Source organism: Natrinema sp. CGMCC1.2065 (assembly GCF_051225675.1).
Taxonomy (GTDB): domain Archaea; phylum Halobacteriota; class Halobacteria; order Halobacteriales; family Natrialbaceae; genus Natrinema; species Natrinema thermotolerans.
Genome location: NZ_JBPJSJ010000019.1, coordinates 1 through 12,250 on the forward strand (window position 1 = coordinate 1; position 12,250 = coordinate 12,250).

Genomic DNA, 12,250 nt, shown 5'->3' on the forward strand with positions numbered 1-12,250 from the left:
GCCTCGAGCCGGCGACGCTGGCGGTCGCCGCGCTGGGGCTGGTCGCGATCGGCGTCGGGGGCGCGACCGCCGCGACGATCGGCGGCCCCGTCACCGCGGCCGGCCTGGTGATCGTCTTCGTCGGCGTCGCCGTTGCACTCTTGTTACTCGCTCGATAACGGTCGAAGCCGGGCTCAGTCGTCGACTTTGGTCGCCTCGAGGTCGCCCTCGTCGTCGAACCGTTTGGCCCGGAGGTATCGCGCTCGATAGCGGTTCGCGCCGTCGTAGACGTCGGCCTCGCGGATCTCGTCGGTGCGGCCCTCGGCGACGGCGTCGATCAGCTCCGTGAGCTGGTTGATTTCGCTGGTCGTCAACTCGAGTTCGTAGGTGTGTTCCTCCTCGGACTCGAGGGTCGTCCACTTGCGGGCGGCGGCGACGACGAGCGAACACGGCTCGCGACAGGGGAAGGGGCCGTCGCCGCCGTCGACGTCGAGGTCGTCGCCCGCCTCGTACTCCCACTCGCGGCGGCGGAGACACTGTGAGTCGACACAGCAGGCCTCGGCCATCCACGCGACGGCCTCGCGGGGGAGTTCGTCGATCACGTCGTAGATTCCCGTCTGGCGCTCGGCGGTCTCGAGCCAGTGGTCGACGTCGAGGTTCCCCCGCAGTTCGCGGTGCCAGTTGGCGCCGGTCGCGGGGTAGAAGAACTCGACCGTCTCGACGAGGTCGTCGCCCGAGAGGCCGGTGAAGGCCCAGCCGCCGGGCAGGGTCGGCGCGGTCTTTAACGGTCGGTAGCGGCCGTCCTCGTCGTAGGTCGCGAGTTCGCGCGCGTCCCGCGGATCGTCGTGGATCTCCAGGTCCGCGAGGTCGGCGTCGGCGTCGTCGACGTGCCAGAGGTCGTAGACGCGCTCCCCGTCGGGGTCGTCGACGTCGACGAAGCGGGCGGTGATCGAGAGCTGTCCCCACTCGCGGTCGATGCCGTCGCGGAGCGCGTCGTAGCGCTCGGGCACTGCGAGGGGATCTTCGCCGGCATCCGCGTCGCCCTCTCCGCTCTCGCTCCAGGGCCCAGTCGTCGCGTTGCCGGTCTCGGCGTCCGCGAGCGGCGCTCGCTCGCACCAGCGGAGGAACGCGCGGCGAGCGGTCCCCTCCCCGCCGACCCGTTCCTGCCAGTAGCGCCAGTTCGTGACGTACTCGTCGGCGGCGTCGAGTGCGCGCCGCAGTTCGTCCTCGTCGAGGCCGGTCCATTCGTCGTCCGGCGTCGCGAGCCGATAGCCGTCGTCGGCCTCCTCGACGCGGAGCCCGTCAACGGAGACGCCCGCCGACGCGCGCTCGAGGAGGGCGTCGAGATCCGCCGTCGCCACCGTCACGCGTCAGTCCCCCGCGCCCGCTCCCGCGTTCGGTTCCGGCTCCGCGACCGAGGCGGCCAGCTCACGGACCGCCTCGCGGGCGTCGCCGATGTCGGCCCCGGCATCCGCGGCCCGCTCGAGGACGACGTCGGCCATCAGGTCCTCGGTCCCGACGGCACCGGTGTACCAGATTCGGTGGCCGTCGACTTCGGCCGGCACGTCCCAGCCGAGCCGGTAGTCCTCGGTCAGGCCCATGTCCTCGGGGATGTCCTCCTGGGTGTGGTAGCCGTCGGCGATAAAGAGCGGGACGACGACGACGTCGTCGCTCTCGAAGTAGTCGGTGACGTCGTCGACCTCCGGCTCCTCGTCCATGAACAGGGCTTTCACCTCGTCGAAGCGGTCGCGCTCGGCGATGCGGTCGCTGTGGTACTCGATCGCCTTCGCGGAGTTCTCGTTGCGGTCGGTGCCGTGACCGACGACCGAGAGGCCGAACCCGTCGCCGACGTCCGGATCGCCCGTCGCCGTCTCGGCCCGCTGGACGATCACGTCGGTCATCGCGTCGTGGGTCCCGACCGGCCCGCAGTAGTGGATCGTCTTGCCCACGTCCTCGGCCTCGAGGGTGGCCTGCGAGGCGCTGGTGCCGTCGGACTCCCACTTGTCGGGGTCCCAGTCGTCGAGTCGGAGTTCCCGCGGGATGACCTGCTCGGTGAAGTAGCCCTCGCTGATAAACAGGGGGACGACGAACACCTCGTCGGACTCGAGCGTTCGGATGACCTCCCGGAAGTGGGGTTCCTCCTTCCAGAACGCCTCGCGGACCTCGTCGAACGCGCCCGTCTCGCGGATCGTGTCCGCGTGGGCGTAGGTGGGTTCCGAGGCGTCCGGATTCAGGTGCGATCCGTGTGCCGCGATGACCAGCGCTTGCATGCGCGACCGTTCGGACGGAGCCGGTTTATACCCTATGGAGAAGCACAATAGTTCCCCTTCGTCTGACGAACGAGAGTTTCGATATGGCTAAAACTGATTCTATAAATCGTAATCCGGCCGGGGAACGGTCACGTCCCGCGCGGCGTCACTGTTCGCTCTCCGGCACGGCGACCGTCGTCGTCGCCTCGCAGGTCCGCTCTCGTGCCCGCAGTTTCGCGACGGCGGTGTACTCGCCCGACTCGGGATCGGACCACTCCGCCTCGTAGGTCGTCGACCCGCCGGGCTCGAGGCGGTCCGAACTCAGCATCTGCGCGAAGGCCCGCCCCTCGCTGAACCGCCAGACTTCGGTGCCGTCGTCTACGACGAGAAACTCCGCCTTGCAGGCGTCGGCGAAATCGAGTTCGATCGCCGCCTCGCCCGCGTTGGTCACGGTGAACACGAACATGACGGCGTCTCTGGAGCCGTCGGCCGCCGTCTCGAGCGAACCCTCGAGGGTCATGGCTCCGTGTTGGGGGCCGTCGCGGATAGGTCTTGGCCGTCTCGAGCGCTCGGGCTCAGGACGTGACCCACTCCCGGAGGTCGCCGTCGACCTCGACCCGCTGGCCGATGTCCTCGAACGTGACGCCGCCGTAGGCGACGCTGCTGTCCGGGCCGACGTAGACTCCCACGGTGCCACAGTCGGCCGCGCGGGCGGTCGTCAGCGTCGCATCGACGCCCTCCCTGAACCGAAACGCTTGGTGTCTGGCTCCCGTCGCGGTGACTCCGGTCAGCTTCAGGTCGTCCATGTCGTCGAAGACGACCGCGTTCGTGAACGCGCCGTCGACGACGACGTTCGACACCGTCGCGCCGTCGAAGCCGGCCGCGTACAGCCCCGAGCCGGCGGCCGTCGCGTCATCGTCGGTCCTGATCGTGACGTTGCTGATCGTCAGCTCCCGCCGGCCGTCGGCGACGTGGCCCAGTGAGATCCCCCGCGCGTTGTCGATACACGAGACGGCGTCGATCGTCAGATCCGAGAAGCGGGAGCCGGTGTCGGCCCTGATAGCCGCATACCCGCAGCCGGTGATGTACCCGTCTTCGATCGTGATCGATTCGGTGCCGTCCCGGTGGATGTGAACGCCGTACTCGGGGCCGTTCGTCGGATCGATCTCGAAGTTCGCGAGCGTGCAGTTCCGCGTCGGGGTCCCGTCGTCGGTGACCAGCGACTCCCGCTTGCCATCCCAGACGCCGTTCACACCGGTGCCCGCGTTCTGGTTGTCGAACTGGACCGGCGCGTCGGAGTCGCCCTCGCCGCCGCGGGTCGCCCAGTAGCCGTCGACGGTGACGTTCTTCGAGGAGACGACGTCGACGTGGTGGTAGTAGATGCGGTCACCGTAGATCCCTTCCAACCGGACGTTTTCGGCGTGGGCGGGCATGATCCCGGTCGACTCCGGCGCGTCGATCCGGAGGTCGCGAACGCCCCAGTTCGACGCGCCGTCGTACCCCGTCGCGTCGAACCCCCTGTTCGAGAGGAGGGCTCGCCCCTCCTCGCCTTCGGGGCGGGGGCCCTCGAGGACCGTCGCCGAGCCCGCGCCCTGCAGGATCGTGTCGTCGCCGATCAGTGGCGTCCGCTCGAGCAGGTAGCGGCCCGGCGGGAAGTAGACGATCCCGCCGCCGGCCTCGTGAACCGTCTCGAGGAGGGCGTGGACGGCCGCCCCGACCTCGGTCTCGCCGTCGCCCTCGATCCCGTGTGCCTCGACGTTCCAGACGGGCGACTCCGCGGTGCTGGCGCGGGTCATCGTCGCCGCCTCGAAGTGGCTCGTTCCGGGGACCGGCCGCTCGGTGCTCCCCCGGCCGCCGAAGTAGACCCAGTCGCCACCGTCCCCGTCCCACCGCCAGGTGATCCCCTGGTCGGTGGCGTGGTAGAGTTCGTCGTCGTACTCGCCCGTCTCGGGCCGGTCGGCGATCGGTCCGCGGACGATGGCGTGTCGATCGACTGCCTCGACCGTATCGGTGTGGTCCCACTCGTCGCCCGGTTCGTACGTCCCGAGTCCGAGCCGCGGGGTTTCGTCGGCCACGCTCACTCGCCTCCGTAGTTTCGCCCGTAGGACTCGCCGTACGCCGGTCCGCCGAGGAGTCCGTCGGTACAGCCAGCAAGCGCCACGCAGCTACACGACGCCGCGCCGAGCAGCTCCCGCCGCCGCAGTTCCGAACCGTCCATACGGGGCGACTCTCTCGAGCCGACATATAGCCACGGGTCGTACGATTCGTCGCCTCGCCGGGGTCGACCGAGACGCTACGTCTATTTGCGCCCGGTCCCAACCCCCGGTCGTGCAACTGGTCGGCTACGAACCGAGCGGACGGGGATCGGCGCTGCTGGTCAGCGACGCCGACGCCGAGATCGACGCCCGCCCGCTCGAGGCCGGCGACGACCTCGCGTACTCGCTCGGCGAGCGCCACTGTGCCGGTACGATCGACGAGTCGGGGGTTCACGTCGCCTGCGATCGGCCGTCGGCGCCTCACTGCGAGTACCACACCAGCACGTGGGTCTGTGCCCGCTGTACCGGTACCTGCCTGAAAGACGAGATGGACTGTTACGAGGACCACGCGGTCTACATCGCCGCCTTCGCCCCCGATACGTTCAAAGTCGGCGTCACCAAACGCCAGCGGCTCGAGACCCGACTGCGCGAACAGGGGGCCGACCGTGGGGCCCACGTCCACACCGTCTCGAACGGCCGCATCGCCCGCGAACTCGAGGCCGAAATCGCCGAACGGCTGGTCGACCGCGTTCGGACGCCGGCGAAAGTCGCCTCGCTCGCCGCGACCGTCGACGAGGCCGGCTGGGAGTCGGTCCTCGCCGAGTTCGACGTCATCGATCGGTATCGGTTCGACTACGGGCTCGGTCTCGAGGCCCGGCCGGTCCGCGAGACGATCGCCTCGGGGACCGTCGTCGGCGTCAAGGGTCGACTACTGGTGCTGGAAACGGGCGGCACCGCCTACGCCGTCGACATGCGCGACCTCGTCGGCTACGACCTTGAGGGCGGGCGACCCGATCGGAACCTGCAGTCGTCGCTGGGGTCGTTCGGCACCTGATCGGGTCGGCCGGCCGCTGGACCGACACGCCACGGTCGTCGCGTTCGGTCCGCCGCGAGCGAGTCGAGGGCCGATATCCGAGACATGGCAACCCTTTTCCCCGCCGCACCAGAACCCGATTGTATGACGGACGACAACGACGCCCCCGACGACGGCGACGCCGGTGAGGAAAGCGAGGAGAAATCCTTCCGAGAGCGAGTCGAAGAGATCCGGGAGAAACGCGCCGAAGAAGGAGACGGCGAGGGCGAGCCCCCCGAAAGCCCGTTCGGCGGCGGTGGCGGCCCCGGCGGTCCCGGCGGCATGGGCGGTGGCAACCCGTTCGCACAGATGATGGGCGGCATGATGGGCGGCGGTCCCGGCGGCCCCGGTCCGGGCGGCCCCGGCGGCAGCGGACAGGACGAAAGCAACGAGGAACTCGTCCGCGAAGTCCGACAGATGCGTGACGAACTCCGCGACCAGACCCGCGCGCTCAAGCGGATCGCCGACGCGCTCGAGGACCAGTAACACCCGCGCCGTTTTCGCCGTTTTCCGTTCCCGAGAGTCCAATAGTAGCTCTTGAAAGTCACCGGACACCCGATCGCAGGACAGCGTTGCGATCGGTGTGAATCGTTTCGAGAGCAACTACCGCTTCGACGCTACTGTCTGACCCGGAGCCGGCCCTGCTCGTCGTAGCGGAAGCCGGCCGACTCGAAGGCCGCCTCGACCGCGTCCTCGTCGACCTCGCCGTCCGTGCCGAGGAACGGCGTTTCCGGATCGGTGCCGTTCCACTCGAGGCTCTCGGGAACCCACTCTTCGGTCACGGGCGTAGCGATGGGACGCGCGTAGCCCTGGAACACCTCGTCGACCAACCACTCCTTGTCGATCAACTGTGCGATGACACGGCGGAATCGGGGATTGCTGAACGGCGCGTCCCGCGCGTTGAACCCGAGACAGTAAAACGACCACGACGGGGACTCGAGGACGCGAGTACTGCCGGACTGATCGACGCTGCCGACGACGTTCGTCTCGAGGGGTGATGCCGTCACGTCAGCGGTGTCGTCGATGACCCGCTGGACGGCCGACCCTGGTGGATCGATACTGACGGTCAGTTCGTCGACGCTCGGTGCCGGGAGGGCGACACCCGATCGCAGCGTGAAGTGGTCGTCGAACCGCTCGAGCGTGAGTCCGTCGCCTTCGGTCCGACTCACGAACTGGAACGGCCCGCTCCCGATCGGTTCGATATTGTCCGTTACGACCGCTTCCGTGGTTCCCTGCGCGATGGTCGCGCCTCCCGGTCCGTTCGCGTCGCTGGCCCGCTCGCGCCAGATATGTGCGGGGAGGATCGGGACTAGTAGCGCCCGTTCACCGACCGGCCGGCCGGCGTCGATCCGCAACTCGAGCCGATCGCGGTGGACGACGTCGACCGAGTCGACGGCTTCGACCAGCCCGCGGTATCGGGGCGCGGGAGCAGAAGTCTCGGCGTCGTCGGGGTGCATGTCCGCGAGGAACCGATAGGTAAAGGCGACGTCTTCGGCCGTCATGGGCTCGCCGTCGTGGAACGGACAGTCGGTCCGGAGTCGCACGTCGATCGTCCCGGCGTCCCACTCCCACGAGCGGGCAAACCAGGGTTCGATCTCGCCGTCGGCGGTTTCGGTCGCCAGCGAGTCATACAGTAAATCGACGAACGGACCTTGGCCCCGATAGTCGACCGCAAGCGGATTGAGGTTCGTCGTCGGCCGGGAGTCGGTATGCGTGACCCGCAGCGTCGAGACGTCCGGTGTCGGGTCGAGGTCGAGATAGCCCTGCGGGGTCGCAAGCGCGCGTTCGTCCCAGTCGAACCGATCGGTCCTGACCGCGCGGTGTTGGTCCGGAATACAGATCGGAACGAACGGCTGTTCGATCGCGACTGCCTCGAGGACGTCCGTGACGGCCTCGCGGCGCTTTTCACCCTCGAGTTGGCGCTGGGTCTCGAGGGAGTCATCGACGGTCAGGTTGGTGTACCCGAAGGGGTTCTGCCAGCCCGATTCGTCGGTATAGACCGAATGCAACGCCTCGTAGAGGAAATCCGGGTCGGTTCCGCCCGGATGCTCGACGATACAGATGTCGAACTCGTGATCGTACAGCACCGTCCGGCGGAAATCGACCGGGGATCGGATATCGAACGAGACGTCGATGCCGACCGCCTCGAAGACGTCGGCCAACTCCCGGGAGAGCCGAATGCTCTCTCTGTCGCTGTCCGTGGGGAGGGTCGTGATCGTCAGCGAGAGTTGATGGATGTTGTCCGGCATGAGAATGTCCCGAACTTGCCGAATGCATCCGCTGGTCGAAACCGTCAGGCCGGCCGCCGCCGCCAAGGCGCCCCGCCGACTGACGCTCAGGCCGCCATCACCGGGGCCCGTTCGGTTCGGTGCGGCTGATCCTCCGTTCATTTCGTTCGTTTATCATAGTTGAAGAGCCACGATATAACAGTATTGCGCTCAGTCAACGGCCGACGATCGCCGGACGGCTTCGGCCGGCTGCCGCTGGTCACTCTTCCCGGTGAAGCCAGGGGAGTCGGTCGCTGAGCCGCTCGAGGCGGTCCCCGAACAGGTCGGACAGCGACCAGCGGTCGACCAGTTTGTCCGAGAGGACGACACAGGTCGCTGCGAGGACCAGCCCTGCAGCGACGTCGATCCCCCAGTGGATCCCCAGATACATCGTCGAGAGCGCGACGCTTGCGCCCAACACGACCGCGATGGGGAACCACTTGGGGTACGCCGAGCGCGTCATCGACGCAAACGCCGCGACGGTCGCCGACAGCGAGGTATGCAGCGACGGGAAGACGTTGGTGTTGGTGTTTACCTCGCGGGTAAGATACTGGTACTGGGGGTTCGTGTCGTACAGCATCCGCTCGGTGAGTTCGGCCGGCATCACGTTCCGTGGCCCGTACGCGATGATGAGGATATACAGGACGAGCCCGATCGCGTAGTTGAGGGCGTAGGCGGTCAACAGCCGACGGAAGATCCGCGTATCAGAGAGCATGAAGTACGCGATGACCGGAAAGATCAACAGGAACGTGTAGCCGAAGACGTAGACGGACGCGAAGTATGCCGTCAGCTCCGGCGTCTCGACTGACTTGAACAGGAGGATGAACTCCCCCTCGACGTTGTAAAACGTCGCGGTCAGATGGACCCCGATCTCCCGAGAGAGTTTCGGTGCCGTCTGTCTGGCGACGCGGTTTATCAGGAGAACGACGAGCAAGACGGCGATGACCGGCGCGTTCGTCCGCAAGCGGTCACGCCACTCGGCTCGAGTCCGGACGAGTCGCTCACGGCCGATAAAGACGAGGACCGAAACCGGGAGCAAGATCCCGATAACGAGGGCGACCTGTGTCAGCACCTCGGCGAGCATCGCTGTTAGTAGCCTCCAAGCAACCGTCCGTTATCATCGTATCGGAAGCCGGCCGTTTCGAAAGCGGACTTCGCGGCTTCGACGTTGAGACGACCGTTCGAGCCGACGAACGGCGTCACTGGGTCTTCTCCACTCCACTCGAGGCGCGACGGAACCCAATCGTCGGCCACCGGCGTCGCGGTCGGCGTCGCGTAGTCGTAAAAGACCTCGTCGACGATCGTTTCCTTGTCGATCAGTTGCGTGATCGCCCGCCGGAAGTGGGGATTACTGAGCGGGGCGTTACGGACGTTGAATCCGATATGATAGAAGCTCCGGTGGGTGGCGGTCAGTTCCGTGATATCCGACGAATCGGGAATTCCGCCAATGGCGTACGCGTCGAGAATCGAGGCCGTCAGGTCACCGCTGCCGTCGGAGACTCGTCTGACCGCCGCCGCGCTCCCGGGCTCGATAGTGAACCGGAGCCCCTCTGTGACCGGCTCGCCGAGGTCGACGTCCTCCCGCAGCGTGAAGTGATCGTCGTATCGCTCGAGGACCAACTGTTCGTCCTCGGTGTGGCTCTCGTACCGGTAGGGACCGCTCCCGACCGGCGGGATGTGATCCCCGGTGACGGCCACCCACCGGCCCTGTGGCGCGGAGAACTCGCCGCTTGCCGCCCGTTGATCGATCAGTTCCTGCCATACGTGTTTGGGGAGGATCGGCACGGTCAGTGCCCGTTGCCCGGCTGGCGTTTCGCCCCGCAGGGTGATCGTCAGTCGGCGGTCGTCTTCGATCTCGACCGATTCGACCATCTCGACCTGCCCTCGATACCTCGGTGCCGGCGATTCGGGCGCTCGTCCGAGCGACGTGTCCTCGAGGAACCGGTAGGTAAAGGCCACGTCGGAGGCAGTCAGTGGCTCGCCGTCGTGGAACCGACAGTCCTCCCGGAGCGTGATCGAGACGGTCCGCCGCTCGTCGCCGCGTTCGTCGGCGTTCGCGTCGTCTTTCTCGCCGTTCGTGTCGTCGCCCGATGCTGTTTCGGACGGCGTCGCGGACCACTCGACCGACTCGGCGAGCCAGGGGACGAGTTCGCCGTTGCGCTCGCTCAACAGCGAGTCGTAGAGCAGGTCGATCATCGTCTCCCGCTCTCGTGCCGTCGCCGAGAGGGGATTGAGGTTCCGCGTCATGCGACTGTCGGTTGCGAGGGCATGGAGCTGGCCATCGCCCTCGAGCCCGAGATAGCCGTGTCGACTGCCGAGCGTTCCCTCGTCCCAGCCCTCGAATCCGTCGGTCCGTGCGATGCGGTGTTCGTCGGGGAAACAGATCGGTTCGAACGGTTTCTCCTGGGCCAGTCCGTGTAGGACCGACCCGAGGCGTTGCTTTCGTTGCTCGCCATCGACCCGACGCTGTTCCTCGAGGAGGGTATCGAAGTACATGTTGGCGAACCCGAACGGGTTCTGCCACCCCCGTTCGTTGGCGAACGTAGAGTGGAGGGCGTCGTAGAGGAAGTCGGGGTCGTAGTCGGCGGGGTGGCGGCCGACGTAGAGATCGAACTCCTGATCGATCAGGACGGTCTTCAGTAGCTCCGATGGCGAACGCATGTCCAATGCGACGTCGATACCAACGGCCTCGAGGTTCGCCTCGAGCCGGCGGGCGATCTGGATGTTTTGCCGGTCGGCGTCGGCCGGCAGCGTCGTGATCGAGAGTGTCATCTGGTTGTCTCCCGCCTGTTCGACGACGTTTCGGACGCTGTCGATACAGCCGCCTGCCGTCACCGCGGCGGCGGCCGCGCCGGCGGCCAGAAATGAGCGCCTGCTAACGCCGTTGTCGGGCGAAGATGGGGACCAATTCATTCCGTTCTCTTGCACCTCTTTGTATGCGATATATAACAGTACTGCGTACTACTACCGAATACGTGGACGGGTAAAGAATCTTTTCAATCGACGGTACATTCGCCGTGATCGAGGGCTTGGTTCTCGTTCCCAGGGGACATGGGTGCCGGGCGGTCAGTCCGGAGCGCAACATGGATACGTCGACCGACGAACACACGCGTATGGACATCGCGGCCGAGCGGATCGAGCGCCTCCACGACCTCGCTCGAGCGGCGGCCGCGGACGGTGAGGACGACCGGGCTCGGTACTACGTCCGACTCGCCCGACGAGTCGCGGAGCGAAACCGACTGTCGCTCCCACGGCGGTTTCGCCGGTTCACCTGCGATCGGTGCGACGCATATCTCCGGCCGGGGACCAACGCTCGCGTCAGGCTACAGGACGGCCACGTGGTCATCACCTGTGACTGTGGTGCCCACGCCAGATACCCCTACGAGGAGTGACCCGATGTCGACGCGTTCGCGCGGGCGCGTCCCCATCCGAATCGCGAAGATTGAAACGGCTCGCTTCGTTACACGGGGCCATGGATACAGCAGAACGCAAGCGCCGCGCACACGATCTCGATGTTACCGTCTGGGTCGGCAAGAGCGGTGTCGACGCCGTCGTCGACGAACTCAACGACCAATTGGACGATAGAGACCTCGTGAAGGTGAAGTTCCTGCGTGCGGCCCGTGCCGGCAGTTCGACCGCGGAGAAGGCCGCCGACCTCGCGGACCGCGTCAACGCCGATCTCGTCGAGACGCGCGGTCATACCGCGGTGCTGTACCGATGACCGGTGGTGCGGTCGGCGCATCGCTGTCCGGGATCGTCCTGGGCGTGATCGGTGAGACGCTCGAGGATGCGGGGCTCACGGCAGCGCAAGCCGGGGTCGCCGAGAGTGGCATCCGATTTCTGGCCGCGCTCGCCGCGATCTGGTTCGTCGGGCGGCTCGTTTTCGTTCCGCTGGTCGGTCGTGCCCTCGACCGGCGTGAACTGGACGAACACGCCAAGAACCCGCTGTTGATGCTCACGCGGTTCGGGGTCGCGTTTCTCGCGTTCGCGGTCGCCTTCGGCTTCGCCGGCTTCGGAAACTTCCTGGTATCGATGGCCGGCATCGCCGCCGCCGGCGCGCTCGCGATCGGCCTGGCGATGCAGGACGTGATCTCGAACTTCGTGGCGGGCGTGTTCATCTACACCGACAAGCCGTTCCGGATCGGCGACTGGATCGAGTGGGATAACGGTGATTACTCAGGCGTCGTTGAGGACATCAGCCTCCGGGTCACCCGTGTACGAACGTTCGACAACGAACTGCTTACCGTCCCCAACTCGGCGCTGACCGACGGCGTCCTCAAAAACCCCGTCGACGCCGACAAGCTCCGCCTGAAGTTCGTCTTCGGGATCGGCTACGGCGACGACATCGAGCGGGCGACCGAGATCATCGTCGACGAGGCCGAGCGCCACCCCGATATCATGGACGACCCCGAGCCCTCGGTCCGACTGACGGAACTCGGTGACTCCGACGTCGGCCTCCAGTCGCGGTTCTGGATCGCCGACCCCTCGCGCGCGGACTTCGTCCGCATCCGCGGGGAGTACGTCACCGCCGTCAAACGCCGCTTCGACGAGGAGGGCATCGACATCCCCTACCCCGTTCGCACCCTCGAGGGCGGACTCAGATTCGAGAGCGGCGACGGGCAAAGCGTCGTCCAGCCGGCCGAATAG

General features: G+C 66.7%; 13 protein-coding genes and 1 pseudogene. 6 read left to right on the forward strand and 8 right to left on the reverse strand.

The features are described 5' to 3' along the window. A pseudogene (locus ACSBP4_RS16350) lies at positions 1 to 158 on the forward strand (DUF7524 family protein); the annotation flags it as partial. 15 nt (positions 159 to 173) lie between these two features. On the opposite strand, the gene ACSBP4_RS16355 reads toward ACSBP4_RS16350, so the two are convergent. The 5 genes from ACSBP4_RS16355 to ACSBP4_RS16375 form a co-directional block, all read right to left on the reverse strand. Next, positions 174 to 1,346: a DR2241 family protein gene (locus ACSBP4_RS16355; protein WP_435552845.1), complete on the reverse strand. Its 1,173-nt coding sequence runs from the start codon at positions 1,344 to 1,346 to the stop codon at positions 174 to 176. Positions 1,347 to 1,349: 3 nt separating this feature from the next. Further along, positions 1,350 to 2,249: a CbiX/SirB N-terminal domain-containing protein gene (locus tag ACSBP4_RS16360; RefSeq protein WP_435552846.1), complete on the reverse strand. Its 900-nt coding sequence runs from the start codon at positions 2,247 to 2,249 to the stop codon at positions 1,350 to 1,352. A gap of 145 nt (positions 2,250 to 2,394) precedes the next feature. After that, positions 2,395 to 2,748 (reverse strand): BsuPI-related putative proteinase inhibitor, encoded by a 354-nt coding sequence (locus ACSBP4_RS16365; protein ID WP_435552847.1) that lies wholly within the window; start codon positions 2,746 to 2,748, stop codon positions 2,395 to 2,397. 55 nt (positions 2,749 to 2,803) lie between these two features. Next, the gene (locus ACSBP4_RS16370; RefSeq protein ID WP_435552848.1) at positions 2,804 to 4,303 is read right to left on the reverse strand and encodes a glycosyl hydrolase family 28-related protein; all 1,500 of its coding nucleotides are present in this window, start codon (positions 4,301 to 4,303) and stop codon (positions 2,804 to 2,806) included. 2 nt (positions 4,304 to 4,305) lie between these two features. Further along, the gene (locus ACSBP4_RS16375) at positions 4,306 to 4,446 is read right to left on the reverse strand and encodes a hypothetical protein (RefSeq protein WP_172704557.1); all 141 of its coding nucleotides are present in this window, start codon (positions 4,444 to 4,446) and stop codon (positions 4,306 to 4,308) included. Positions 4,447 to 4,556: 110 nt separating this feature from the next. Between ACSBP4_RS16375 and ACSBP4_RS16380 the strand changes: the two genes are divergently transcribed. Both ACSBP4_RS16380 and ACSBP4_RS16385 read left to right on the forward strand, forming a co-directional pair. Further along, the gene (locus tag ACSBP4_RS16380) at positions 4,557 to 5,318 is read left to right on the forward strand and encodes a DUF2797 domain-containing protein (RefSeq protein WP_435552849.1); all 762 of its coding nucleotides are present in this window, start codon (positions 4,557 to 4,559) and stop codon (positions 5,316 to 5,318) included. A gap of 123 nt (positions 5,319 to 5,441) precedes the next feature. Further along, a complete protein-coding gene (locus tag ACSBP4_RS16385; protein ID WP_006649133.1) occupies positions 5,442 to 5,822 on the forward strand; it encodes a hypothetical protein in 381 nt (126 codons plus the stop codon). A gap of 131 nt (positions 5,823 to 5,953) precedes the next feature. Here the strand turns inward: ACSBP4_RS16385 and ACSBP4_RS16390 are convergent, their stop codons facing one another. From ACSBP4_RS16390 to ACSBP4_RS16400, 3 genes are all read right to left on the reverse strand, one after another. Continuing rightward, positions 5,954 to 7,726 (reverse strand): ABC transporter substrate-binding protein, encoded by a 1,773-nt coding sequence (locus tag ACSBP4_RS16390; RefSeq protein WP_049964580.1) that lies wholly within the window; start codon positions 7,724 to 7,726, stop codon positions 5,954 to 5,956. A 97-nt stretch (positions 7,727 to 7,823) separates the two neighbouring features. Then, the gene (locus ACSBP4_RS16395; protein WP_435552850.1) at positions 7,824 to 8,687 is read right to left on the reverse strand and encodes a phosphatase PAP2 family protein; all 864 of its coding nucleotides are present in this window, start codon (positions 8,685 to 8,687) and stop codon (positions 7,824 to 7,826) included. Positions 8,688 to 8,692: 5 nt separating this feature from the next. Further along, a complete protein-coding gene (locus ACSBP4_RS16400; RefSeq protein ID WP_435552851.1) occupies positions 8,693 to 10,516 on the reverse strand; it encodes an ABC transporter substrate-binding protein in 1,824 nt (607 codons plus the stop codon). Positions 10,517 to 10,716: 200 nt separating this feature from the next. On the opposite strand from ACSBP4_RS16400, the gene ACSBP4_RS16405 reads away from it, so the two are divergent. The 3 genes from ACSBP4_RS16405 to ACSBP4_RS16415 all read left to right on the forward strand — a co-directional run bounded on the left by ACSBP4_RS16405 (position 10,717) and on the right by ACSBP4_RS16415 (position 12,250). Next, complete coding sequence (locus ACSBP4_RS16405) at positions 10,717 to 10,995, forward strand: ribonuclease P protein component 4 (RefSeq protein WP_006181925.1); 279 nt, start codon at positions 10,717 to 10,719, stop codon at positions 10,993 to 10,995. Positions 10,996 to 11,075: 80 nt separating this feature from the next. Next, positions 11,076 to 11,324 carry a YhbY family RNA-binding protein gene (locus tag ACSBP4_RS16410; protein WP_006181924.1) on the forward strand — a complete coding sequence of 83 codons (249 nt, stop codon included), beginning with the start codon at positions 11,076 to 11,078 and terminating at the stop codon, positions 11,322 to 11,324. Continuing rightward, on the forward strand, positions 11,321 to 12,250 hold the full coding sequence (locus ACSBP4_RS16415; protein WP_435552852.1) for a mechanosensitive ion channel family protein: 930 nt from the start codon (positions 11,321 to 11,323) through the stop codon (positions 12,248 to 12,250). The genes ACSBP4_RS16410 and ACSBP4_RS16415 overlap by 4 nt, the downstream gene beginning before the upstream one ends.

What these genes read in the sequence shown, in the direction of transcription:
- ACSBP4_RS16365 (WP_435552847.1), bottom strand. Translation starts at nt 2,748, where the DNA reads ATGACCCTCGAGGGTTCGCTCGAGACGGCGGCCGACGGCTCCAGAGAC.
- ACSBP4_RS16415 (WP_435552852.1), top strand. Translation starts at nt 11,321, where the DNA reads ATGACCGGTGGTGCGGTCGGCGCATCGCTGTCCGGGATCGTCCTGGGC.
- ACSBP4_RS16360 (WP_435552846.1), bottom strand. Translation starts at nt 2,249, where the DNA reads ATGCAAGCGCTGGTCATCGCGGCACACGGATCGCACCTGAATCCGGAC.
- ACSBP4_RS16375 (WP_172704557.1), bottom strand. Translation starts at nt 4,446, where the DNA reads ATGGACGGTTCGGAACTGCGGCGGCGGGAGCTGCTCGGCGCGGCGTCG.
- ACSBP4_RS16400 (WP_435552851.1), bottom strand. Translation starts at nt 10,516, where the DNA reads ATGAATTGGTCCCCATCTTCGCCCGACAACGGCGTTAGCAGGCGCTCA.
- ACSBP4_RS16410 (WP_006181924.1), top strand. Translation starts at nt 11,076, where the DNA reads ATGGATACAGCAGAACGCAAGCGCCGCGCACACGATCTCGATGTTACC.
- ACSBP4_RS16395 (WP_435552850.1), bottom strand. Translation starts at nt 8,687, where the DNA reads ATGCTCGCCGAGGTGCTGACACAGGTCGCCCTCGTTATCGGGATCTTG.
- ACSBP4_RS16405 (WP_006181925.1), top strand. Translation starts at nt 10,717, where the DNA reads ATGGACATCGCGGCCGAGCGGATCGAGCGCCTCCACGACCTCGCTCGA.
- ACSBP4_RS16385 (WP_006649133.1), top strand. Translation starts at nt 5,442, where the DNA reads ATGACGGACGACAACGACGCCCCCGACGACGGCGACGCCGGTGAGGAA.
- ACSBP4_RS16390 (WP_049964580.1), bottom strand. Translation starts at nt 7,726, where the DNA reads ATGAACGGAGGATCAGCCGCACCGAACCGAACGGGCCCCGGTGATGGC.